We start from the raw sequence: 25,450 nt of genomic DNA, 5'->3' as shown, positions 1-25,450 counted from the left end.
GGCTTTTTTATTTATTCTTTATTTACTCATCTTGAACGTTTACCTGTTTAATGCTTATTTAAGCGGCAATGTATTAATAAAACGGCGGTAATTCTTTGCCTCTTCGGTAACGTTGAGCCTGTTTTGCTTCAAGTGGGACTTGCTGTCAGTATTTTGAGTGAGTTTAGTTGGTATAACAGACTTCGTTCTGATTAAGTAAAATGGTATCTTACGTCTCTGGTGTTATGACCATTGATGGTTACCGATAGAAATCCTTACACTGAGCATGACTTAATTGGCTTGGTGTCTTGAAAATACACATCTTCATCACAATATCCAAAGGACATGATTTATCTCAGTATCCTTAGTTGAAGATAGAGAGAGACTGGAAATATTTAAAGCAGATCGGGACGATCTAAGTAAAGAGAGATACATAAAAAATGATAACTAAGCTACTGACAAAGGTGGTTGGCAGTCGAAACGACCGAACCTTGCGCCGTTTAAGAAAAATCGTTAAAGAAATCAATAATTTTGAGCCTGCATTTGCGACCCTTTCTGATGATGAACTAAAAGCAAAAACTATCGAGTTTCGTCAACGTATCGAACAGGGTGAGTCATTAGACCAACTGTTACCAGAAGCCTTTGCTACCGTACGTGAAGCTTCTAAACGTGTGTTTGGCATGCGTCATTTCGATGTGCAATTAATTGGTGGTATGGTCTTAAATGCGGGGCAAATCGCCGAAATGCGTACTGGTGAAGGTAAAACACTCACCGCAACACTGCCAGCTTATCTTAATGCCTTAGCGGGCAAAGGCGTACACATCGTTACTGTCAATGACTATTTAGCTAAACGTGATGCGGAAACCAACCGTGCTCTGTTTGAGTTTTTGGGCATGACCGTTGGTATTAACGTTCCCAATATGCCGCCTCATGAGAAAAAACAAGCCTATCTTGCTGATATCCTTTACGGAACCAACAATGAGTTCGGTTTTGACTACTTGCGCGATAATATGGCGTTCCGTATGGAAGACCGAGTGCAACGCGAACGCTTTTTTGCGGTAGTGGATGAGGTGGACTCAATCTTAATTGATGAGGCGCGTACGCCATTGATCATCTCTGGTCCTGCCGAAGATAGCTCAGAATTATATACACGAATTAATACATTGATTCCTAATCTCCAGCAGCAAGATAAAGAAGACTCTGAAGATTATCGTGGTGATGGCCATTATACCGTGGATGAAAAATCCAAACAGGTTTACCTGACGGAAACAGGACAGGAATTTGTTGAAGAGTTGTTAGTGCGTAATGGCTTAATGGAAGAAGGAGATACGTTATATTCTCCAAATAATATTAGCTTATTGCATCACGTTAATGCGGCATTACGTGCTCATGTCTTATTTGAGAAAAATGTCGATTACATCGTTACCGACGATGGTGAAGTGGTTATTGTTGATGAACATACCGGACGAACGATGCCTGGACGTCGTTGGTCTGATGGTTTACATCAAGCCGTTGAAGCAAAAGAAGGGGTCAAAATTCAAAATGAGAACCAAACCTTAGCTTCGATCACTTTCCAAAACTATTTCCGTTTATATGAAAAACTGTCAGGCATGACAGGTACTGCTGACACCGAAGCTTTCGAATTTCAGTCAATTTATGGCTTAGAAACGGTAGTTATCCCAACCAATAAACCGATGGTCCGAGATGATATGCCGGATGTGGTGTATCGCACTGAAGCTGAGAAGTTTGCAGCGATTATTGAAGACATTAAATATCGAGTAGAAAAAGGTCAACCTGTGCTGGTTGGTACCGTATCAATTGAGAAGTCGGAACTGCTTTCTCATGCTCTAAAAAAAGCCAAGATCAAACATAACGTCCTGAATGCGAAATTCCATGAAAAAGAAGCAGAAATTGTTGCTGATGCTGGTAAGCCAGGGGCTGTAACGATCGCCACCAATATGGCGGGTCGAGGTACGGATATTGTTCTCGGCGGTAGTTGGCAGGCACAGGTTGAGACGTTAGATAACCCAACTCAAGAGCAGATTGATCAAATTAAAGCTGAGTGGAAAAAAGTACATGATCAAGTACTTGCTTCCGGTGGCTTGCACATTATTGGTACCGAGCGTCATGAATCTCGTCGTATTGATAACCAATTACGTGGTCGTTCTGGCCGTCAAGGTGATGCCGGCTCTTCGCGTTTCTACCTTTCTATGGAAGACAGTTTGCTGCGTATCTTTACCTCAGATCGTATGGCGAGCTTAATTCAGAGCGGTATGGACGAAGGCGAAGCCATAGAAAGTAAAATGCTTTCTCGCTCGATTGAAAAAGCGCAACGTAAAGTTGAAGGTCGTAACTTTGATATACGTAAACAACTCTTGGAATACGATGACGTAGCCAATGATCAACGTAAAGTCGTTTATGAACTCCGTGACGAGCTAATGCGAGTGGATGATATTAGCGACATGATTGAACACAATCGTGCAGATGTCTTTAATTCGGTCATTGATACCTACATCCCACCACAATCGTTAGAAGAAATGTGGGATATTGAGGGATTACAAGAGCGCTTGAAAAATGATTTTGATCTTGCTCTACCGATTCAAACTTGGTTAGATGAAGACGATAAGCTTTATGAAGAAGCGTTGCGTGAGCGAATTCTTGAACAAGCGGCTACCGTGTATAAAGAGAAAGAGCAAGCGGTTGGTGTCTCTGTCATGCGTAATTTTGAAAAATCCGTCATGTTACAAACACTGGATACGCTATGGAAAGAGCATCTCGCAGCTATGGATCATCTACGTCAAGGGATCCATCTACGTGGGTATGCGCAGAAAAATCCAAAACAGGAATATAAACGTGAATCGTTTGAGCTGTTTGAAGGGTTACTTGATTCATTAAAATCTGATGTGATTGCTATTTTGTCAAAAGTGCGCGTGCAACAGCAAGATGAAGTGGAGCGTATGGAAGCTCAGCGTATTGCTCAAGCTGAAGAGGTTGCTCGTCGTGCTCAAGCTCAACATCCTAGTAGCGATAACCAGAATAAAGATGATGGACATCATCCGATGGTCCGTGAAGAGCGTAAAGTCGGACGAAATGAGCCTTGTCCTTGTGGTAGTGGTAAAAAATACAAACAGTGCCACGGTAAAATTGATTAATTTTATTTAATTCAGTAAAAAGAGTCGCTTAAGCGACTCTTTTTTTAATCTATATCGTATGGGAAAACGCATGAAACGTATTCATATCGTTGCCGGGATTATTGTTAATTCTGAAGGTTCACAGATTTATATTACTAAACGCCCTGATGATAAACATCAAGGGGGGTTATGGGAGTTTCCTGGAGGAAAGGTTGAGGCTGGTGAAAGCATTAAGCAAGCTTTGTCTCGTGAATTGTATGAAGAGATTGGTATTACGGTTACTGAGCAGAATTTGTTTGAACATCTTGAATTTGATTACTCTGATAAAGCCTTAATGTTTGATTTCATGTTAGTGAGTCATTTCGAAGGCCAACCTTTCGGTAAAGAAGGCCAACAAGGTAAATGGGTCCTGATCAGTGACCTGACAAACTACGCTTTCCCTGCGGCTAATAATGCGATTGTTGAGCGAGTGATGAAAGAGTTACTCTAAGTGCTAGCCAGCATCGAGGATAGTTGTTAGTTTAAGGGTAATGGATAAATCGTCTATCGCGAACCATGGAATGATAAATGGAGAAAGAAGCAATGATAAGAATTGCGATTGCAGGTGCTGCTGGTCGTATGGGACGCAATCTCGTCAAGGCAAGTTATTATAATCCCAATACCATCGTCGGGGCCGGTTCCGAGCGTCCTGAGTCATCACTAGTCGGTGTAGATATTGGAGAATTGTGTGGTGAGGGACGTTTTGATGTTGCTTTAGTCGATAATCTAGAGCAAGCCGTGAATGATTTCGATGTGATCATTGATTTCACTGCCCCTACTAGTACGTTAGCCAATATTGAATTATGTCAAAAACACCAAAAGAAATTGGTGATTGGTACAACGGGGTTTGATGAACAGCAATTAATACAAATTAAGCTTGCTGCTCAGCAGGTGCCTATTGTTATGGCTCCGAACTACAGTGTTGGCGTTAACCTAGTCTTTAAGTTATTAGAAAAAGCCGCGCAAGTGATGGGGAATTATTGCGATATTGAGATCATTGAAGCTCATCATCGTTTTAAAGTGGACGCACCTTCTGGAACCGCGATTGGTATGGGAGAAGCGATTGCTCATGCGATGGGTAATCAGCTTAATGATGTAGCGGTCTATGCACGTGAAGGGATCACTGGTGAAAGATCTCGGCATGAAATTGGTTTTGCCACGATTCGTGCTGGCGATATTGTTGGTGAACATACAGCTATGTTTGCCGATATTGGTGAGCGAGTAGAAATTACTCATAAAGCGACCGATCGTATGACCTTTGCTAATGGGGCTGTGAAAGCGGCTATTTGGTTAGCGGACAGACCCGCCGGGCTTTATTCGATGACCGATGTGCTCAATTTGAATGAGCTTTAATTACATAATTATGCGCCAGTTTAGATTGGCGCATTTTTTTTATTCACGTTAACTAAGAATATTAAGCTTTTTTTAAAAGCTTAATTATAGCTATTTTGTTGTAATAAATAGCGGGTTGGTTGGTGTTTTTTCTTTAGTTGTCTGTTTTTGATTGTTTTTGTCTTTGTTTATCGTTTGCTTTTGTTTTTGGTTTTTTTGTTGTTTTTTTTTACTGGTCATTTAGGTGCTTTTTATTTATTTCATCATTATTGGCGATAAAAAGGTAAGAAAAGTATCGTTTTGTTGGCTTTGGTTTGGTTTTTATTGGCAAGTTGATAAATTAAAATTTAATTTATCAACGATTGTTGACAGGGATTAGTGTGAACCTTAGAATACCGCCAATTTGTCTAACATACCCTCAAGCAACGTCTCGCTGCGAACAGGAAGGCAGATTTGAGATTTAATTTATATTTAATGCATTTTTATTCTGGAGGTTGTCTTGAGTAAACCAGCACTGTTGGTCCTAGAAGATGGGACAGTGTTCCACGGAGTGTCCATTGGGGCAGAGGGTTTTTCCGTTGGTGAAGTTGTTTTTAATACTTCGATGACGGGGTACCAAGAAATTCTCACTGACCCTTCCTATTCTCAACAAATTGTTACTCTCACTTATCCCCACATTGGTAATACCGGAACTAATACTGAAGACGAAGAATCCTCTTCTATCCACGCCCAAGGCCTAGTGATTCGCGATCTCCCTCTTATCGCTTCTAACTTCCGTAATCAACGCTCTCTTTCTGACTATCTAAAATCACAAAATATTCTCGGTATTGCAGAGATTGATACGCGTAAACTGACGCGTATTTTGCGGGAAAAAGGCGCGCAAAATGGCTGCATTATGGCTGGTGAGTCTTTGGATGAAGCATTTGCACTCGAGAAAGCAAAAAATTTCCCAGGCTTAAAAGGAATGGATCTTGCGAAAGAGGTTACAACACAAGAAGCGTATGCATGGCAACAAGGTTCGTGGACGTTGGAAGGTGGACTTCCTGAAGCAAAAGACCACAGCGAGTTACCCTATCACGTCGTTGCCTACGATTTCGGAGCCAAACGTAACATCTTACGTATGTTGGTTGACCGAGGATGCCGCTTAACGGTTGTACCAGCACAAACGTCAGCCGAAGAGGTATTAGCACTCCACCCTGATGGTGTTTTCTTATCCAACGGTCCTGGTGATCCCGCCCCATGTACTTATGCAATTGAAGCCACTAAGGTGTTCTTAGAGAAAGGATTACCGGTATTTGGGATCTGTTTAGGACACCAAATTTTAGCCTTAGCTTCTGGTGCGCAGACAGTCAAAATGAAATTTGGTCACCATGGTGCGAACCATCCTGTAAAAGATTTACAGCGTAATGTCGTGATGATCACAGCGCAAAATCATGGCTTTGCTGTTGATGAAGCAAGCTTACCAGACACGTTGCGCGCAACACACAAATCACTGTTTGATGGCTCATTACAAGGCATTCATCGCACTGATAAACCTGCGTTTAGCTTCCAAGGTCACCCAGAAGCAAGCCCCGGTCCCCACGATGCCGCTCCTCTTTTTGACCATTTCATTGAATTAATTAAACAGCATACAGCCTAATTCGGAGTAGTAGACAATGCCAAAACGTACTGACATTAACAGTATTCTAATTTTAGGTGCAGGCCCGATTGTCATTGGTCAGGCTTGTGAGTTCGACTACTCAGGTGCCCAAGCTTGTAAAGCGTTACGTGAAGAAGGCTATCGAGTGATTCTCGTCAACTCGAATCCAGCAACGATCATGACCGACCCCGATATGGCCGATGCCACTTATATTGAGCCGATTCATTGGGAAGTGGTGCGTAAAATTATTGAAAAAGAGCGCCCTGACGCCGTATTGCCAACCATGGGCGGCCAGACGGCATTGAACTGCGCGTTAGAACTAGAGCGCCAAGGTGTATTGGCTGAGTTCGGCGTAGAAATGATCGGTGCAACCGCTGATGCGATCGATAAAGCAGAAGATCGCTCACGTTTTGATAAAGCCATGAAATCCATCGGCTTAGCCTGTCCTCGTGCGGATACCGCCAAGAGTATGGAAGAGGCTTACCGAGTACAAGAGATGGTCGGTTTCCCTTGTATCATCCGTCCTTCTTTTACCATGGGCGGAACCGGTGGCGGTATTGCCTACAACAAAGAAGAGTTTGAAGAAATTTGTCGCCGCGGCCTCGACTTATCGCCAACCAATGAGTTATTGATTGATGAATCGCTGATCGGTTGGAAAGAGTACGAGATGGAAGTGGTACGTGATAAAAACGACAACTGCATCATCGTCTGTGCAATTGAAAACTTCGACCCAATGGGTATTCATACGGGTGACTCAATTACAGTAGCGCCGGCGCAAACTCTTACCGATAAAGAGTATCAGCTGATGCGTAATGCTTCATTAGCGGTATTGCGTGAAATTGGCGTTGAAACTGGCGGCTCGAATGTACAGTTTGGTATTAACCCGAAAGATGGCCGCATGGTGATCATCGAGATGAACCCTCGTGTGTCACGCTCTTCTGCTCTGGCTTCAAAGGCAACTGGTTTTCCGATTGCTAAAGTGGCCGCTAAATTAGCGGTTGGCTTCACACTTGATGAGTTGATGAACGACATCACTGGCGGTGCAACCCCAGCATCGTTTGAGCCAACGATTGACTACGTGGTCACCAAAATTCCACGCTTTAACTTTGAAAAATTCGCTGGCTCCAACGATCGTTTAACGACACAGATGAAGTCTGTCGGTGAAGTGATGGCCATTGGTCGTAACCAGCAAGAATCACTGCAAAAGGCATTACGCGGCTTAGAAGTGGGTGTGAGTGGTTTTGATGAAATGGTTGATCTCGATGCCCCTGATGCACTGACCAAAATTCGTCACGAACTGAAAGAAGCCGGTGCTGAGCGTATTTGGTACATTGCTGATGCGTTTCGTGCTGGTTTATCGGTCGATGGAGTATTTAACTTAACCAATATCGACCGCTGGTTCTTGGTGCAAATCGAAGAACTGGTCAAGATGGAGCAGCAAGTGAAAGCGGGTGGCTTTGCCGGCCTTAATGCCGATATCCTGCGTAAAATGAAACGCAAAGGTTTTGCTGATGCGCGTCTTTCTGCTCTATTAGGCGTAGCAGAAAGTGAAATTCGTCGCTTGCGTGATCAGTACAATATTCATCCGGTCTATAAACGTGTCGATACCTGCGCAGCGGAGTTCTCATCCGATACCGCTTATATGTACTCAACCTATGATGAAGAGTGTGAAGCGCAGCCAACGGATAAAGACAAAATTATGGTGCTCGGCGGTGGTCCAAACCGTATCGGTCAAGGTATCGAATTTGATTATTGCTGCGTTCATGCTTCACTTGCACTGCGTGAAGATGGCTATGAAACCATCATGGTGAACTGTAACCCAGAAACCGTATCCACCGACTACGATACCTCAGATCGCCTCTATTTCGAGCCAGTAACACTGGAAGATGTGTTAGCCATTGTTCGCGTTGAAAAACCGAAAGGGGTTATTGTCCAATACGGCGGTCAAACGCCATTAAAACTGGCACGCGCCTTAGAAGCGGCCGGAGTGCCGATTATTGGTACTAGCCCAGATGCGATTGATCGCGCGGAAGACCGTGAACGCTTCCAGCAAGCGGTAGAGCGTTTAGGGTTACTGCAACCAGAAAATGCCACGGTCACCACCATGGAACAAGCGATTGAAAAATCAAGAGAGATTGGCTTCCCGTTGGTAGTACGTCCTTCTTATGTGCTTGGTGGTCGGGCGATGGAAATTGTCTATGACGAGCAAGATTTACGTCGTTACTTTAACGAAGCGGTCAGTGTATCGAATGAGTCACCGGTTCTGCTCGATCGCTTTTTAGACGATGCGGTTGAAGTGGATATCGATGCGATTTGTGATGGCGAGCGAGTCGTGATTGGCGGCATCATGGAGCACATTGAACAAGCGGGTGTTCACTCCGGTGACTCAGCGTGCTCACTACCGGCTTACACGCTAAGCCAAGAAATTCAAGATGTGATGCGTGAGCAAGTTGAGAAGTTAGCTTTTGAATTAGGTGTACGCGGTTTGATGAACACCCAATTTGCGGTGAAAAATAATCAAGTTTATCTGATTGAAGTCAACCCTCGCGCTGCACGAACGGTGCCGTTCGTATCCAAAGCGACTGGCGCGCCGCTGGCAAAAATTGCCGCACGTGTGATGGCTGGTCAGTCACTTGAGTCACAAGGCTTTACCAAAGAGATCATTCCTCCTTATTATTCGGTCAAAGAAGTCGTGCTGCCTTTTAATAAGTTTCCAGGTGTTGACCCGCTACTCGGTCCTGAAATGCGCTCAACTGGTGAAGTGATGGGCGTTGGGGCAACGTTTGCTGAAGCTTACGCTAAAGCTGAACTTGGCTGTGGCAACGTGTATCCCGATGGTGGCCGAGCACTATTATCGGTACGTGAAGAAGATAAAGAGCGTGTGGTCGATTTAGCTTCTAAGTTGATCAAACTTGGTTATCAGTTAGATGCAACTCATGGTACCGCGGTGATTCTCGGTGAAGCTGGGATTAACCCTCGCCTAGTGAATAAGGTACATGAAGGGCGTCCGCATATCTTGGATCGAATCAAAAACAATGAGTACACCTATATCGTCAATACCGCGGCAGGTCGTCAAGCGATTGAAGATTCAAAAGTATTGCGCCGTGGTGCTCTAGCTGAAAAAGTTAACTATACCACGACGTTAAATGCGGCATTTGCAACTTGTATGTCACACACCGCGGACGCGAAAGCGTCGGTCACTTCGGTGCAAGAGCTACATGAGCAAGTCAAAGCCAGCTTAGCCTAATAACAATTAAGGTAAGTCGTTAAGGCTTATCAGACAACCTCATTGCCCGCTGAATTAAGCGGGCTTTTTTATCATCTCAATTGCCCAGTGATCTCCCAAGTCTATATTGATGAATAAATGGAATAGGTTGTTGTCTTGCATTTCGCTGTTTTGATGTTTTGAGCAGTGATACTGTTAAGCTTTATTATTTAACATGTTGATGAGAAATGGAACTTTCATTGGAAGTGCTGGGCTTACTATTTTTAGTAGCGGCTGTTGCGGGATTTATTGATGCCATGGCAGGCGGCGGCGGTTTACTGACTTTACCGGCCTTATTGGCCGCAGGGGTACCGCCGACCCAAGCACTGGCGACCAATAAACTGCAAAGCTCCTTTGGTAGCTTTTCTGCCACTTTTTATTTTGTCCGCAATGGTGTTGTAAGCCTAAAATCGATGCGCCTCGCCATTGTGTGTACTTTTGTTGGCGCGGCACTTGGCGCGGAAGCGGTGCAGTATATTGATGCCTCTTTGTTGACTAGCCTTATCCCACTTCTACTTATCGGTATATCGCTTTATTTCTTATTGGCTCCGACTACTAAAACTCACACTGGGTCTGCACCTTTATCCGAAACCGCGTTTGCTTTCACGGTGGGTTTTGGTATCGGTTTTTATGATGGTTTTTTTGGCCCCGGTACCGGCTCAATCTTTACCGTCTGTTTTGTCGCTTTAGGTCATTTTGGATTGGTGGAAGCTACCGCGCGCACTAAGGTGCTTAATTTTACCTCCAACATTGCCGCGCTGACTTTTTTCTTAATCGCCGGATTACCCATTTGGCAGATAGGTTTAACCATGGCGGTTGGTGGCTTTATTGGTGCTCGTATGGGAGCAAAAGTGGTGATCAGCCAAGGTCAGCGTTGGATTCGCCCTCTGGTGATCACCATGTCTATGCTGATGGCGCTAAAACTGCTTTGGGAACAGCATCATGCAGCGCTGTTATCAATGTTTGGACTCTAATGCTGCGATAGCGGCTGGCGCGTAGACAAATATGAATGGGCCGAGTCAGATCGGCAAGTTCAACGAAATCAAAGCAGTGCTGAGGCTCAATTTTTAGGGTGCTGACAATCGAGCGTGGCACTAAGGCCGGTAACATACCGCCGAGCGCTAGCTGCGCGGCGGCGGTGTAAGAGTCCATCTCCATCGCCGGTCGAATGCCTTGTTTGTGCAGTATGGCTGCTTGATAGGTGTTGGCGGGATTGGCTAAATCATTAGTGATCAGCTCGCTTGGTAGTGAGTGCAAAGGGGCTTGGCTAATTACGGTAAATGGCTCATCGCCTAAATGAAAGGTCAGCAAACCATGATTGGCAGGCAGATAACCGGCACAAAAGCCCAAGGTGGCTTTGCCAGACTGAACATTTTCGACAATTCTCGGCGTGTGGTTGGTAGTGATCAGCCAATGCGGATCCTGCTTGCGATGTTGTCCCATGATCTGGCCAAGATAACCGGCGACTAACGTCTCCGAGCAATCCATACGCAATAGTGTATTGTCTTCCAGTATCTGCTGCTCAAAAATCAAGCCATGCAACTCATTAAATCTAGGGCCAATGCTGGTAATTAATTGCTCGGCATCGGCGGTCAATTTGATATGTCGACCTGCGGGAACAATCAGTTTCTTGCCGAGTTTTTTCTCTAAGTTCGCAATGCGCTTACTGACGGCCGATTGGCTGATATAGAGTTGGCTACCGGTACGGCTCATGGTTTTTTCTTTGCTGAGCACCAGTAAGGTTTCAATGCCTTCGAGTAACATAGGTTGATGACAAATGGGAATAGATGTCGCTAATGGTAACCTTGAACCATTACGGTGTCGTCTATTAAAGTCACAAAGCTTGCGTATGGAGCATCACCAGCCATGATGGCTGGTGATTGAGGGATTATTTGGTTAGTGCAAAAGTCGGCAATGATAAGTGCCAACGAATGGCGCATAAGCGGATAACTAGAGTTGACATTACGCCACAGAGAAAAGCGCTCGAACTGTTATAATCTAAAGCGAGCGCGCTAGTATGTACCATGCCGCCGACAATACAGGCGGTGGCATAGACTTCGCTTCTTAATACCATAGGGATCTCACGAGCAAGCACATCACGGATGATACCTCCACCGCAGCCAGTGATTACCCCCATAATAATCGCGATTAACGCTGATTCTTGGAAGATCAGTGCTTTTTCAACCCCAATAGCGACAAATACCGCCAGACCTACCGCATCACAGACGGGCAATATCCACCAAGCCACCCGTTTAGGGCGACGGACAATCAACATGGTTAATAGGCAGGTCGCAAAGATCACCCATAAATAAGTGGTATCGGTGATCCAAAAAACCGGCGTCGCACCGAGTGCCATATCGCGTATGGTTCCACCACCAATGGCGGTGACACTAGCTAGAACCACCGCACCGAAAGGGTCCATCTTTAATCGCCCTGCTAGTAGTACGCCTGAAATCGCAAACACTGCAGTGCCAAACATATCAATCAAGTAGAGCAGTGAAGTATCCAAAGTTGAGTCGCTCGCTTAACATTCCCTGTTAATTTGGGATGAGTAAATGGGAGCACATTGTATGCAACTTTTGCTTTTTTAGTTACTACTTTTGTGTTTGGGCAAAATAATTGCAAACTTGCTCAATCGCGAGCAGTGATCTTGGGGTTTGCCGGTTGAGCCAGTCAGCATTGATACTGGTGATCTGTCCCTTTTTTACTGCTGGGATTTGGCTTTTCCAGCGTTGCCACATAGTGCCTTCGACTATTGCTTGTTCTGAAGTGAAAATGACTTCCGGTTTGGCGAGTAGCACCTGTTCAATGCTCACTTGAGGATAAGGAGATGGGCTATGCTGGAAAATATTCACCCCCCCACAAAAAGTAAAAATCTCACTTGGCCAACTGCCTTGCGCTAAGGTGATGATTGGCTTCTCACTTAATTGGTAAAAATAACGTACATTATCAAGATGAGCGTATTTCTGTCCGAGTTGAGCAAGCTGCTGGCGAAACTGATTGGCCGCTTGCATACCAAGTTTAGGATCGCTGGCATACTGACTCAGTTTTTCGATATCGAGTGCAATATCATCTAACGTTTTTGGATCTGAATAAAAGAGTGGAATGCCGAGGCGAGCTAACTTATCTACCTCTCGCATAGCATTACCTTGTGGCCATACCACCACTAAATCAGGCTGTAAGGTCAGAATCCGTTCAATGTTGATCCCTTGATAATTGGCGACTCGCGGTAAGCTTTGTGCTGATTCTGGGTAATCACTATAGTCACTCACTGCCACCAATTTATCTCCCAGTCCAGCGGCAAATATCAGTTCGGTGGCATGAGGAGCTAAGCTAATGATCCTTTCTACAGCAGCAAGAGCATAACAGGGCCAAAAGAACAGAAGTAAGAGCAGTAATCGGTGTGGCATGTTTATACGCCTTGATAAACGAGCAGTAACATAATGCTTTGTAAAATAAGCCAAAGCCATAATCGACGAGTGAGTAATTGACGTAGTTGAGCTAAATGAAGGCTTGCAGGTACAATGCGTCCGCCAATTTTTGCTCTTACCGCTTTCTGCTGACCATAAATGGCTGGTCCACCCAGCGCTAAGTGTAATTTGTTACCTACCGCGCACAGTAGCCATCCCGGCCCCGGTAATGGCCAAGAGCGACTTTGATTAAGCATTTGCGTCAAATTATAGTTAACATTTTCGCCCATCAGGATCAGTAAGCTAAATAAACGCAAAGGAACGATATCAAGTACTGCCACGGCGCGAATAACAGGCAAACCAAACGGCTGAAATTGAGTACGAGAAGGGGACCAACAACGGGCCAATTCGACCATTAAACGATAAATAAACGCACCGATCCCTCCGAGTAATCCATACCAAAACAGAACCCCAATTAGGTTACGGCCAATACCCATAGTAATAGTTTCAACACTGGCTTTACCTAAACCGACCGGGGAAAGCGTTGCCGTTTCACGATTAACAAACGGCACCAATAAACGGCGAGCTAACGGTTTATCCTGTTGTGCCAGTGCTTGACTCATCTGCTGGCTAAGTTTATCCGCACTGCGCCAATCGAGCGCTAACAGCAATAACGCTAATTCAAACAGTTGCGGGTGCCAAACCAGAGGTTGCAGAGCAACGCACAGCATAATGGTAGGGATAATCATCAGTAGCCAAGCCAGAGTGCCGGAAATTAAACTTTGTTGATAACTGCTTGGTTTATTGACTTTCTCTGCCAATATTTCGGCAAATTTATGCCACAAAGTAATCGGATGGGCGGCGTGAGGGATCGGCAATAGCCAATGAAATAACAAAGCACCCCACATGACAAGTAGGGCACCATTGGCATAAAAGAGTTTGAATAATTCATCCATGAACAACAGGCTACTTTAGTAGTTCAACCATTTTTAGCACCATCGCTGAAGAGCTTTGTGCGGCTAGCGGCAAAAACTCATCAAAAGAGAGTGGCGAAGCTTTATCTGCGACATCAGAAATAGCACGCACCACGACAAAGGGTACACCAAATTGATGACAAGTTTGGGCAATTGCAGCGGCTTCCATTTCCACCGCTACTGCGGTTGGGAAATGTTGACGAATAAAGTTTTGTTTTTCTTCGCTGCAAACAAAGGCATCGCCAGTGCAAATCAGGCCGCGAACTGCGTGTTTGTTATCCATGGTTTGCAGAGCTTGTTCAGCCACTGACATGAGTTTTTCATCGGCAATGAAAGCGGCGGGTTGACCAGCCATTTGTCCGATTTCATAACCAAAAGCAGTCACATCAGCGTCATGGTGACGAACTTCGCTAGAAATGACCACATCGCCCATAGTTAAACTAGAATCGAAACCGCCCGCAGAGCCTGTGTTAATCACAACATCAGGTTGGTATTGACTGAGCAATAATGCTGTACCAACAGCGGCTGATACTTTACCGATCCCAGATTGAAGCAAGATAACTTCAACACCATACAGCTTACCGCTGTAATAGGTGCAGCCACCTTGACTGATTTCTTGGCGTTGTTCGAGAGCGTCTTTTAAAATGGCGACTTCTTGTTGCATCGCGCCGATGATGCCAATTTTCATTTTATGTCTCTTTTCAATGGATAAAAATCGCTGCAGTTTATCATGCTCAACGAGGATTGATCGAGGTTAACTAAAAATGCCAGCGATGAATGCGTTATTGCAACAAACCCGCGGAGGTCATTTTTTCACGTAATGTTTCAACTCTGCGGCGATTAACGCCAAAATCGCTATAGCCAACTCGAGACTCTGAACGAACTTTTAATTGATCATGCTGTAGTTTAAGTTCCAAATCATCAACAAAGCGTAATACTCGGGTAGTGCATTCAATTCGCAAGTAATCGTCTGTCTTTTCAACAACTTCAGCGCCGGGTAAGGTTAACGCAATACGCTCAATTTGATTGAGCGTCACACCTGGGCGCAGGATAAACGGTGCCACAGAAAACTTGTCTCTGGATTCTTCCGTCGATACGCAGTTAGGTTTATTGCCACACAGGCTCGCTGTTCGATCGGTCATATTAGATGAAATACCTCGGCTACAAGCAATGACAAGGAGTGATAACCCGATAATAATGAATGGCTTCACGACATTTTCCTATGGCGAATAAAATTTGAGCATAGCTGATATTTTCCGCTGAGGACAACCCATTATACGGATGATTGACGATCTTTGGCTGATTAAGCTGATGATTTTTCTAGTTTGGGGACGAAGAACGCTAAGATTGAGCGATGTTACTGATAAAAAAGGCTAACACTGGGTGTTAGCCTTTGAAAATCTCTTTCTACCTGCAACCCAAAGCGGTTTGGGTATATCCCCTTCCTACTTGAAGCTGCAGGGGTGTTGGCTGCGTTCGTTCGCCCCAATCACATAGTCTATCTATGCTAATGGGGATTATGAGAGCCATCCGTGGCTCTCACCAAAGGCCAGCCTACGGCTGTTCAAATTTGTTCCAGACAAATTTGTCGCTCACTTGCCGCCTACCTGCAACTCCAAGTTGTTTGGGTATAGATAAAACGTTTACGCCGATAACATTAAAGAATCATTGATCGATTCAAGATGCGTATTGCCCATCAAGTAAGCATCAATCGCTCTGGCAGATTCACGGCCTTCATTGATGCAGCGTACAACCAGTGATTGACCAGTGCGCATGTCGCCAGCGGCAAAGACCCCTTTTTGATTGGTGGCAAAGTTATCTGTCGCGACGTTACCGCGATCATCGAGTTTTATCGCTAACTGAGCGAGTACACCATGTGGCTCTGGATGTAAAAAGCCCATCGCGAGAAACGCCATATCACAAGGGATGACACGTTCTGTGCCTGCCACTTCGCGAAATTCTGGGCGTTGACCCGGCGCGGCCTCTTGCCAAACAATATCGGCAATTCTTAGTCCAGTTACTTGACCTTGATCGTTGCCAATGAATTCTTTAGTCAGAATATTCCAATGTCTTTCGCAGCCTTCTTCATGGGAAGTCGACGTGCGTAAAATCATCGGATATTGTGGCCATGGCATATTAGCTGGGCGTTTTTCTGGTGGCATTGGCATGATCTCGACTTGAGTAATGCTTGCTGCACCATGGCGATTAGATGTACCGACACAGTCTGAACCGGTATCGCCACCACCAATGACCACCACATGTTTGCCTTTGGCGTGAATCTCTTCACCTTTAAGATCCATATTGTTAGCGCGGCGATTATTTTGTCCGAGGAATTGCATTGCAAAGTAAACGCCTTGTAAATCGCGTCCCGGGATAGGTAAATCACGTGGCACGGTGGAGCCGCCAGTCAGCAAAATTGCATCAAACTCTTGGCGCAGCTGCTGAGCGTTAATATCAACCCCCACATGAGCATTCACCACAAATTCAACCCCCGCTTGAGCCATGAGATCGAGTTTGCGATCAATCACGGCCATGCTGAGTTTAAAATCAGGGATGCCGAAACGCAGTAAGCCACCGATTTTTTCATCCCGCTCAAACACGGTGACCTGATGGCCTGCGCTGTTTAATTGCTCAGCGGCGGCTAATCCCGCTGGCCCAGAGCCGATGATCGCGACCTTTTTACCAGTACGAGAACGAGGCGTTTTCGGCTTGGCATAGCCTTCTTGATAAGCCCGTTCAACAATGGTTTTCTCAATATTACAGATAGTAATGGGATCTTGATTGATACCTAGCACACAAGCAGTTTCGCAAGGGGCTGGGCATACTCGACCAGTAAATTCAGGGAAGTTATTGGTTGAGCTTAAGATTTGCCAAGCTTCTTGCCAACTATCACGATAGACCGCATCATTAAATTCAGGAATGATGTTGCCGATTGGGCAGCCGCTATGACAAAACGGCACCCCACAGTCCATGCAACGTGCTGCTTGTTGGTTGATTTTTTGGCCAAATTCTTTATTGAGCACAAATTCATGATTGTGTTTAATTCGCTCTGCTGGGTCGATCTTTTTTGGCAGCTCTCGACCAAACTCTAAAAATCCAGTTGCTTTACCCATTATACAGCCTCCGCTTTTTCCATTGCCGCTGCGGCTTCCTTACGTTTTTCAAGTACGGCTTTATAGTCACGAGGCATGACTTTCACCATCGTGGCTAAGCTTTGCTCAAAATTATCGAGGAATGTTTGTGCCACTTCACTTCCTGTGAATTGAACGTGTTTAGTCAACATTTCTTTTAACAGCGCTTTATCTTCCGCTTCGATAGGGTCAAGATCGACCAGCTCAGCGTTGAGTTTTTGTGAAAAATCACCCGCTTTATCCCACACATAAGCGATACCGCCACTCATACCCGCGGCAAAGTTACGTCCGGTTGAACCAAGGATCACCGCAATACCGCCGGTCATGTACTCACAGCCATGATCGCCGACACCTTCTACGACCACTTTAGCGCCAGAGTTACGCACGCAGAAACGTTCACCCGCTAAGCCTCGAATATAAGATTCACCAGAGGTAGCGCCGTAGAAACAGACGTTACCAACCACGATATTATCTTCTGCAATTAAGCTGGCATTGCGGTTAGGATAAAGTACTAACGTACCGCCTGATAAGCCTTTACCCCAGTAGTCGTTGGCATCACCTTCGACTTCAAAATGGACGCCTTTGGTCAAGAAAGCGCCAAACGATTGCCCAGCACTACCGTTAAATTTAACCGTCATTGGCTGAGGTAGCCCTTGATCTTGGTAGACTTTACAAATTTCGTTCGACAGCATGGTGCCAGTACTGCGATCGGTATTGATGATCGGCAGTTCGGCATTCACCGCTAAGCCTTGTTCAAGCGCTGGTTTCGCTAACTGGATTAATTGACGGTCGAGGACATGCTCCAAGTTGTGATTTTGCGCGCTTTGGCAATAAATACCATCCCCTTCACGGGCTGGCTCAAGATAGAGCAGGGGAGAAAGGTCGAGGTTTTTGTATTTCCAGTGGCCCACATCATCACGTAATTTGAGTTTTTGCGCTTGCCCTACCATCTCATCAATGGTGCGAAAACCAAGCTCGGCCATGATTTCCCGTAGGCCTTGTGCCATATATTGGAAGAAAGTCACCACATCTTCCACGCGGCCATCAAAGCGTTCACGTAAGGTTTTGTTTTGAGTTGCGATACCGACTGGGCAGGTGTTTTTATGACACTTACGCATCATGATGCAACCCTCCACCACTAAGGCGGCGGTAGCAACGCCCCATTCTTCGGCCCCTAGCAAAGTAGCGATAGCGATATCGCGCGGGGTTTTCATCTGTCCATCCGCTTGTACCACGATGCGGTTACGTAAACCGTTTTTAAGTAGTGTCTGATGGGTTTCAGCCAGACCGAGTTCCCACGGTAAACCAGTATGACGAATCGATGAAATAGGCGACGCGCCAGTTCCCCCGTCATGGCCTGCAATCAGCACCACATCGGCTTTTGCTTTAGCAACACCAGAAGCGATAGTGCCCACGCCGGCTTCAGAGACCAATTTAACGTTGACTCGCCCTTTACGGTTGGCATTTTTCAAGTCAAAAATCAGCTGCGCCAAATCTTCAATGGAGTAGATGTCATGATGCGGTGGCGGCGAAATTAAGCCAACCCCTGGCGTTGAGTGGCGAGTTGCACCAATCCAATCATCGACTTTATCTCCCGGTAGCTGGCCGCCTTCTCCTGGCTTAGCCCCTTGCGCCATTTTGATCTGAATTTCGTCGCAGTTGGTCAAATAGTAAGAGGTAACCCCAAAGCGTCCAGAAGCCACCTGTTTAATGGCTGAACGTTCCCAGTCGCCATTCTCTTTACGAATGAAACGCGCGGGATCTTCCCCCCCTTCACCAGAGTTGGAGCGTGCGCCCAAACGGTTCATGGCTACTGCTAATGTTGAGTGCGCTTCATGAGAAATTGATCCGAACGACATTGCGCCAGTAGCAAAGCGTTTTACAATGCTCGATACCGGTTCGACCTCTTCAATCGCAATAGAGCCTGCAGGATTTTTAATAAAATCAAGCTGACTACGCAGGGTTACTGCTTTATCCCCTTGGCTATCCACAGCGGCTGCATACTGCTTGAACTGTTGATAATCTTTGTGACGAGTCGAGTGTTGCAGTAAATGGATGGTTTCTGGGTTAAATAGGTGTTTTTCACCACGCTGTTTCCACTGATAGACACCACCAACATCGAGCATTTGTAACGGGATTTCACGCGTCGGATAACCAATGCGATGGCGAACCACCACTTCTTTGGCAATATCATCTAACGTTAAACCCTGAATACGGGTCACTGTACCAGTGAAGTATTTGTCTACCACGGATTTGCTGATCCCTAATGCTTCAAAGATCTGTGCGCCATGGTAGGACTGTAAAGTCGAGATGCCCATTTTGGAGAAAATTTTCAATAGGCCTGCGTTGATCCCTTTACGATAGTTTTCGAAATATTTGTTCACCTCAACGTTAGCATCCAGCTTATTGCGACGCTGTAAGTCAACAATGGTTTCGACCACTAAATAAGGGTTCACCGCATTAGCACCATAACCGACTAAGGTGGCAAAATGGTGAGTTTCGCGCGCATCCCCAGTTTCAACCACGATGCCGCACTTAGAGCGTAGTCCTTTACGGATCAGATGATGGTGGACAGCGCCAACGGCCAGCATTGCTGGAATTGCAGCATGGTTAGAGTTTACCGCGCGGTCGGTAAGGAGAATGATGGAATAGCCATCGATCACCGCATCTTCAGCGTACTGACAGATACGTTTTAATGCTCGCTCAAGTTTGCCGGGCTCTTCACTGGCTTGAAAAACAATATCCAGTGTTTTGGCTTGCAGGTGCTCGTTATCAATGGCGCGCAGCTTTTCTAATTCAGCGTTGGAAATCACCGGTGATTCTAGTTCGACTTTACGACAATGAACTGGAGACTCAGCGAGTAGGTTTTGATCGCGGCCAATATAAGTATTGAGCGACATCACCATCCGCTCACGGATCGGGTCGATCGGCGGGTTGGTTACCTGCGCAAACAACTGTTTAAAGTAGTTCGATAAGTGCTGAGACTGATGCGACAGCACCGCCACCGGCCAATCGGCTCCCATTGAGCCAAGAGGCTCGTAACCCGTTTCAGCCAAGGTAAAGATAATGTCGTTGACTTCTTCACTACTGACGCCAAACGCTTGCTGACGATGAAGCAGACGCTCTGGTGAAGGTTGACTGTGCACGTTATCGGCTTCGGGCAGCTTTTTCAGGCTCAGTAAGTTGTCTTCTACCCATTTCTCATAAGGCTGTGCGTTAGCGATGCCATCTTTGACTTCTTCATCTGAGATGATTCGCCCTTGTTCAAGATCGGCAACAAAGATGCGTCCGGGCTGTAGGCGACCACGATATTCGACATTAGTTGGATCAATTTCTACCACGCCAGATTCAGACGCCATGATCAAAAAGTCGTCTTTAGTGACGGTATAGCGAGAGGGACGTAGGCCGTTTCTATCTAAGGTTGCACCAACTTGAACACCATCGGTAAAGCATACTGAGGCTGGGCCATCCCATGGTTCCATGATATTGGCATGATATTGATAAAAGGCACGACGCTTGGGATCCATGGTTTTGTTTTCTTGCCACGCTTCGGGGATCATCATCATCAATGCGTGTGGCAGAGTTCGGCCCGATAGCACCAATAACTCTAACACCATATCAAAGTTAGCTGAGTCGGAAGCACCTTCCTGACAGACAGGTAGCAGCATATCAATTTCTGCTTGGGTAAAGAGATTGGATTGTAAGATAGCTTCGCGTGCTTTCATCCAGTTCAAGTTACCGCGTACGGTATTGATCTCGCCATTATGAGCAATGTAACGAAACGGCTGCGCTAAACGCCATCTTGGGAAGGTATTGGTGGAAAAACGTGAATGCACCAACGCCAAAGCGGTAACCATGGTTGGGTTTTGTAGATCGAGAAAATATTGCGGAACTTGCTCAGTGGTTAACTGGCCTTTGTAAACCAGCGTTTTATAGGAGAGCGAGTTGATATAAAAATCATCGCCAATATTAGAAACGCTTTCGAGACAAACGCGAACCGTATAGTTACGTAGTACGTAGAGTTTGCGTTCCAATTCTTGCGGCGTACTTCCTGGACCTGCTGAGATGAAAACATGTTCAAAATAAGGTTCAGTACTGAGTGGATCGGCACCGAGCATGCTATTGTCGGTTGGCAGTTTACGATAGCCAAGAACATCAAGATCAAGACGTTTAGCATTGCGCTCTAAAATATCACGGCATTGAGCGCGTTTGTGCTCATCCCTTGGAAACAAGATGACACCGACACCGTATTGGTCAAATGATGGCAGCTTAATCCCCAATTTTACCGCTTCCTCTAATAGGAATTCGTGAGGTTTCTGCAGTAAAATACCAGCTCCGTCACCGCTACAAGGGTCACAACCTTGTCCACCACGGTGTTCCATTCGCGCTAGCATATCTAGGGCTTGAGTCACGACATGGTGTGATTTACGGTTTTTGAGGTGAGCAACAAAACCGATGCCGCAAGCGTCATGCTCGAGTTCTGGCGTATACAGACCTTGCGAACTTTGTTCTCTATTTACCATAGATACATCCTTCCAGTTCAGTTGGACACAAGCAAGCCAAGGCAAGCCCCAGCACTGCATCTATCCTTATTGTTATCCATTTAAATCGATCTATGCTGACCGACTCGCATCCCTTCCGTCTCTCACAGGAAATATATAGTGTGAGAAAAACAATCCTTAGTGATATTCCTCTGTTTAACCACATTTTATAGTGGTTTATATAGGTAGGAATGGAATATCGCCGACGTTTCTTGAGCTTATTTGTAATAAAACAAACAAAAATCATCATGAAACTGTAACTATCCTACAATTTTGTTAGCCGTAAATGCAATGAAAAACTCGGTCTTTTTTGCGCCTTTTTCTCAACATCTGCATAATCAGCGCAACATTTTTCAAACAAAGTTAGCTAAATGCAGATTTAATGAATGTTTATTGATTTTGCACCACGCGGTATCTACCTCATACGCTTACTATTTATTCCTTTCGATGTAATTTAATTACATAGATCGAAGTGAGAGTTATTTGTATTTATAGTTTGGGTATCCGTTATGCAACTGCATCAATTAGTAAACACATTAGGGCAAGATCTTCAACGCCGCTACGGTGAGAAAGTCCATAAACTGACGTTGCATGGGGGCTTTAGTTGTCCTAACCGAGATGGCACCATTGGTCGAGGTGGATGTACATTTTGCAATGTTGCCTCTTTTGTTGATGAACATACGCAAAAGCAGAGTATTGCTGATCAGCTAAAAGAAAGAGCGGGTGAAGTTCAGCGTGCCAATAAATACTTAGCTTATTTCCAAGCCTATACCAGCACTTATGCTGAAGTTCAGGTATTAAAAGCGATGTATCAACAAGCGTTGCAAAATGCCCACATTGTTGGTCTGTGTGTGGGCACTCGCCCTGATTGTGTACCGGATGCAGTATTGGAACTGTTACATGACTATGTGCAGCAAGGATTTGAAGTCTGGTTAGAGCTAGGATTACAGACTGCACATGATCGTACCTTAAAGCGCATTAATCGCGGCCATGATTTTGCTTGTTATCAATCAATCGCTCAAAGAGCAAGAGCGCTTGGTATTAAAATCTGTACTCATTTAATCGTTGGCTTGCCTAAAGAAACGGCAAGCGATAATGTGGCGACATTACAGCAAGTCGTTGAAGTGGGAACCGATGGTATCAAGTTACATGGCTTGCATATTGTTGATGGCAGTACGATGGCCAAAGCGTGGCGGGCAGGCAAGTTAGTTGCGCCAACATTAGAAGAGTACGTCACGATTGCCAGCCAGCTCATTCGCTTAACGCCACCTGAAGTGGTTTATCATCGAGTCTCTTCTGCCGCTCGCCGTCCTACGTTGTTGGCTCCTCTCTGGTGTGAGAATCGTTGGTTGGCGATGACTGAGCTTGGTCGGCGATTAGCAAAAGATGGCGCGCAAGGTTCATTAATCGGGCGTCCTTTCCAATACATTAATCCGACCAACAAAAAATAAGCCGCTCACTTTTAAACGCAATTTACTGCGTTACGCTAGGCAAACTCTTAGAATAGTTGCAGATCCTGATTTGATAAGCTGGTATCTTTATCTTTTAAGTCTTTTTAATCACAGGCTTTTTATCTGAAAGCGCTGTTGGATTAGCGCGAAGTCGCTATTTCGAAACTCGCTTGGCGTCACGGCCATTATCTATGCGGAACCTGCAATGAAACCGATAAAAAACTTAGCTCAGTACTATGTCGACCTACTTGTTAAATTGGGCATTTTACGTTTTTCAATTTTACTGGCTTTAGCGTTGGTTGCTCTGGCTGTCGTGGTTCAGGTCGGAATTACGCTGGTTTTGAAAGGTTTTGTCGATGACATAGATATTGTACGTTCGGTGTTTTTTGGACTATTGATCACCCCGTGGGCGGTGTATTTTTTATCGGTCGTGGTTGATCAATTAGAGGAATCTCGACAACGTCTCTCTAAGTTAGTCTCCAAGCTCAAAGATATGCGCTCGCGAGATCAAGAGCTTAACCAACAGTTACAGCAAAATATTGTTAAACTCAATCAAGAAATTGAAGAGCGTATTAAAGCTGAAGAAGCTCGTGAAGAGGCGATGGTTGATTTAGAAAACGAGGTGTATCAACGAGAAAAAACACAGTTGGAACTGGCCGAACGTACCGCGCTATTGCGCTCATTTATCGATGCGTCACCAGACTTAATTTATTACCGCAATGCGAAAGGTGAATTTTCCGGCTGTAACCGAGCAATGGAAGAGCTAACGGGTAAGCGGGAAAGTCAATTAGTCGGTCTGACACCTTGGGATGTGTATCGTAAGGAGATTGCTCAATCGATAGTTGAAACCGATCAGCAAGTATTTAAGAATAATCAAGCCATTACCTATGAGCAGTGGCTTGAGTATCCCGATGGACGTAAACACTTCTTTGAACTGCGCAAAGTGCCTTTTTATAGTAAAGAGGGCCGTCATTTAGGTTTAGTGGGTTTTGGAAGAGACATTACTGAGCGTAAGCGTCATCAAGAATCACTGGAAAAAGCCAGCCGCGATAAAACCACCTTTATCTCGACCATCAGTCATGAATTACGCACGCCACTCAATGGTATTGTCGGATTAAGCAGGATGCTGCTCGATAGTCAACTCACTGATGAGCAGCGTAAGCATATGCAAACCATTCAAGTTAGTGCGATCACCTTAGGTCATATTTTTAATGACATTATTGATATGGATAAATTCGACCGCCGTAAGCTAGAGCTTTTTCCTGCCCCATTAAACTTTATCGAATTTGTTGCTGAGCTAGAGAGCCTTTCTGCGTTAATGGCTGAACAAAAAGGACTGCGTTTTGATTTGGAGCGTTTAACTGAGTTACCGACATGGATTGAAGTCGATGCAACACGCTTACGCCAAGTGCTGTGGAACTTAATGAGCAACGCTATGAAGTTCACTAAAGAAGGCGGTGTGGTGATGAGTGTCAGCGCTGATATTGAACAAGATAGTGCTGAGATTGTTATGGAGATCGAAGATACCGGTATTGGTATTCCAGAGGCTGAATTAGATAAGATCTTTGCCATGTATTACCAGGTTAAATCGGGCAAAGATAACCTCCATGCCGTAGGAACGGGCATAGGTTTGGCTGTTTCGCGTCAATTGATCAATTTAATGGCGGGTGATATTCAAGTAAGTAGCGAAGAGGGCTTCGGCAGTACCTTTACGGTGACTATCCGAGTGCCTTTAGTGAGTCCTCCGGATAAGCCGCAATTCAGCCTTACGCCGCAAAAAAGCTTACGTATTTTTATGGTGGAAGATATTGAACTTAATATCACGGTTGCTCGCTCCCTGTTAGAGAGTTTAGGTCATCAGGTGACGGTGGCGATGACTGGTGAAGAAGCCAAGCAACGGTTTATGCCAGATGAGTTTGATTTGGTTTTCTTAGATATTCAGCTACCGGATATGACTGGGTTTGATGTGGCACAGTTTTATCGAGCAACTTACTCCTCATTACCGCCGCTCGTTGCACTGACTGCTAATGTTTTGAAAGATAAGCAGCAGTATCAAGCCCAAGGATTGGATGATGCGATAAGTAAGCCACTTTCGGTGCAGGCGGTGCAAGAAGTGATCAGTAAAGTTATTGCTCAGCAGCTATTTCAGAGCGAGGTTGCGAAGCTCCCTGATGTTGATCCCGCTGAGCCTTGTTATCAAGAGTTATGTCGTCGTTTGATCGATATCGAGATGCTAAACTCTTATCTCGATATTGTCGGGCCTCAACCTATGTTAGAAAGTGTTGAGATGCTTGAAAAAATGATGCCAAGTTATTTAGAGATCTTGGATTCTAATATGGTAGCGAAAGATCAAGCCGGAATTGTCTCTGAGGCTCATAAAATTAAAGGTGCGGCGGGTTCAATCGGTCTAAAACGTATTCAAAGTGTTGCACAAAAAGCTCAGTCTCCGGATGCACCCGCGTGGTGGGAAAATATTGCCGATTGGGTTGATGAAATAAAAAATGAATACAGCAATGATATTCAAGTGTTAAAACAGTGGCTAGAGCAAAGGAGATAAC

At 45.2% G+C, this 25,450-nt stretch carries 17 protein-coding genes; 8 read left to right on the top strand and 9 right to left on the bottom strand.

The genetic code is table 11. The annotated features are described in order from the left end of the window. Nucleotides 1-419 precede the first annotated feature (419 nt). From secA to dapB, 3 genes are all read left to right on the top strand, one after another. Nucleotides 420-3,131 (top strand): preprotein translocase subunit SecA, encoded by a 2,712-nt coding sequence (gene secA / locus BSR11_RS02235; RefSeq protein ID WP_072668870.1) that lies wholly within the window; start codon nt 420-422, stop codon nt 3,129-3,131. Between the two features lie 70 nt (nt 3,132-3,201). After that, complete coding sequence (mutT, locus tag BSR11_RS02230; RefSeq protein WP_072668964.1) at nt 3,202-3,600, top strand: 8-oxo-dGTP diphosphatase MutT; 399 nt, start codon at nt 3,202-3,204, stop codon at nt 3,598-3,600. Between the two features lie 92 nt (nt 3,601-3,692). Then, nucleotides 3,693-4,502: a 4-hydroxy-tetrahydrodipicolinate reductase gene (gene dapB, locus BSR11_RS02225; RefSeq protein ID WP_072668963.1), complete on the top strand. Its 810-nt coding sequence runs from the start codon at nt 3,693-3,695 to the stop codon at nt 4,500-4,502. Between the two features lie 90 nt (nt 4,503-4,592). Here the strand turns inward: dapB and BSR11_RS17510 are convergent, their stop codons facing one another. Then, nucleotides 4,593-4,721 (bottom strand): hypothetical protein, encoded by a 129-nt coding sequence (locus BSR11_RS17510; RefSeq protein WP_259741279.1) that lies wholly within the window; start codon nt 4,719-4,721, stop codon nt 4,593-4,595. A gap of 259 nt (nt 4,722-4,980) precedes the next feature. Between BSR11_RS17510 and carA the strand changes: the two genes are divergently transcribed. From carA to BSR11_RS02210, 3 genes are all read left to right on the top strand, one after another. Beyond that, a complete protein-coding gene (gene carA / locus BSR11_RS02220) occupies nt 4,981-6,120 on the top strand; it encodes a glutamine-hydrolyzing carbamoyl-phosphate synthase small subunit (protein WP_072668869.1) in 1,140 nt (379 codons plus the stop codon). 16 nt (nt 6,121-6,136) lie between these two features. Continuing rightward, nucleotides 6,137-9,367, top strand: a complete 3,231-nt coding sequence (carB, locus tag BSR11_RS02215) for a carbamoyl-phosphate synthase large subunit (protein WP_072668868.1) — start codon at nt 6,137-6,139, stop codon at nt 9,365-9,367. Between the two features lie 206 nt (nt 9,368-9,573). Continuing rightward, the gene (locus tag BSR11_RS02210) at nt 9,574-10,359 is read left to right on the top strand and encodes a TSUP family transporter (protein ID WP_072668867.1); all 786 of its coding nucleotides are present in this window, start codon (nt 9,574-9,576) and stop codon (nt 10,357-10,359) included. Here BSR11_RS02210 and BSR11_RS02205 read toward each other — a convergent pair. From BSR11_RS02205 to gltB, 8 genes are all read right to left on the bottom strand, one after another. After that, complete coding sequence (locus BSR11_RS02205; protein ID WP_072668866.1) at nt 10,289-11,149, bottom strand: LysR family transcriptional regulator; 861 nt, start codon at nt 11,147-11,149, stop codon at nt 10,289-10,291. The genes BSR11_RS02210 and BSR11_RS02205 overlap by 71 nt on opposite strands. Before the next feature lie 124 nt (nt 11,150-11,273). After that, nucleotides 11,274-11,894: a TRIC cation channel family protein gene (locus BSR11_RS02200; protein WP_072668865.1), complete on the bottom strand. Its 621-nt coding sequence runs from the start codon at nt 11,892-11,894 to the stop codon at nt 11,274-11,276. Between the two features lie 85 nt (nt 11,895-11,979). After that, nucleotides 11,980-12,795, bottom strand: a complete 816-nt coding sequence (gene btuF, locus BSR11_RS02195; protein ID WP_072668864.1) for a vitamin B12 ABC transporter substrate-binding protein BtuF — start codon at nt 12,793-12,795, stop codon at nt 11,980-11,982. Nucleotides 12,796-12,797: 2 nt separating this feature from the next. Then, complete coding sequence (locus BSR11_RS02190) at nt 12,798-13,751, bottom strand: cobalamin biosynthesis family protein (RefSeq protein WP_072668863.1); 954 nt, start codon at nt 13,749-13,751, stop codon at nt 12,798-12,800. 10 nt (nt 13,752-13,761) lie between these two features. Continuing rightward, entirely contained in the window at nt 13,762-14,457 is a 696-nt protein-coding gene (gene mtnN, locus BSR11_RS02185; RefSeq protein WP_072668862.1) for a 5'-methylthioadenosine/S-adenosylhomocysteine nucleosidase, read from the bottom strand. A gap of 94 nt (nt 14,458-14,551) precedes the next feature. Further along, complete coding sequence (locus tag BSR11_RS02180) at nt 14,552-14,911, bottom strand: DUF1499 domain-containing protein (RefSeq protein WP_072668962.1); 360 nt, start codon at nt 14,909-14,911, stop codon at nt 14,552-14,554. 501 nt (nt 14,912-15,412) lie between these two features. After that, nucleotides 15,413-16,882 carry a glutamate synthase subunit beta gene (locus tag BSR11_RS02175; protein WP_072668861.1) on the bottom strand — a complete coding sequence of 490 codons (1,470 nt, stop codon included), beginning with the start codon at nt 16,880-16,882 and terminating at the stop codon, nt 15,413-15,415. Next, entirely contained in the window at nt 16,882-21,423 is a 4,542-nt protein-coding gene (gene gltB / locus BSR11_RS02170; RefSeq protein ID WP_072668860.1) for a glutamate synthase large subunit, read from the bottom strand. Before gltB ends, BSR11_RS02175 begins: the two co-directional genes overlap by 1 nt. A gap of 527 nt (nt 21,424-21,950) precedes the next feature. Between gltB and mnmL the strand changes: the two genes are divergently transcribed. Beyond that, nucleotides 21,951-22,892 carry a tRNA modification radical SAM protein MnmL/YtqA gene (mnmL, locus tag BSR11_RS02165; RefSeq protein WP_072668859.1) on the top strand — a complete coding sequence of 314 codons (942 nt, stop codon included), beginning with the start codon at nt 21,951-21,953 and terminating at the stop codon, nt 22,890-22,892. A gap of 205 nt (nt 22,893-23,097) precedes the next feature. Then, nucleotides 23,098-25,449, top strand: coding sequence for an aerobic respiration two-component sensor histidine kinase ArcB (arcB, locus tag BSR11_RS02160; RefSeq protein WP_072668858.1), 2,352 nt, complete (start codon nt 23,098-23,100; stop codon nt 25,447-25,449). The last annotated feature ends 1 nt before the right edge of the window (nt 25,450 follow it).

The organism is Vibrio injensis (assembly GCF_001895205.1).
Classification (GTDB): Bacteria; Pseudomonadota; Gammaproteobacteria; order Enterobacterales; family Vibrionaceae; genus Vibrio; species Vibrio injensis.
This window is presented reverse-complemented; position numbering and strand designations above follow the sequence as displayed.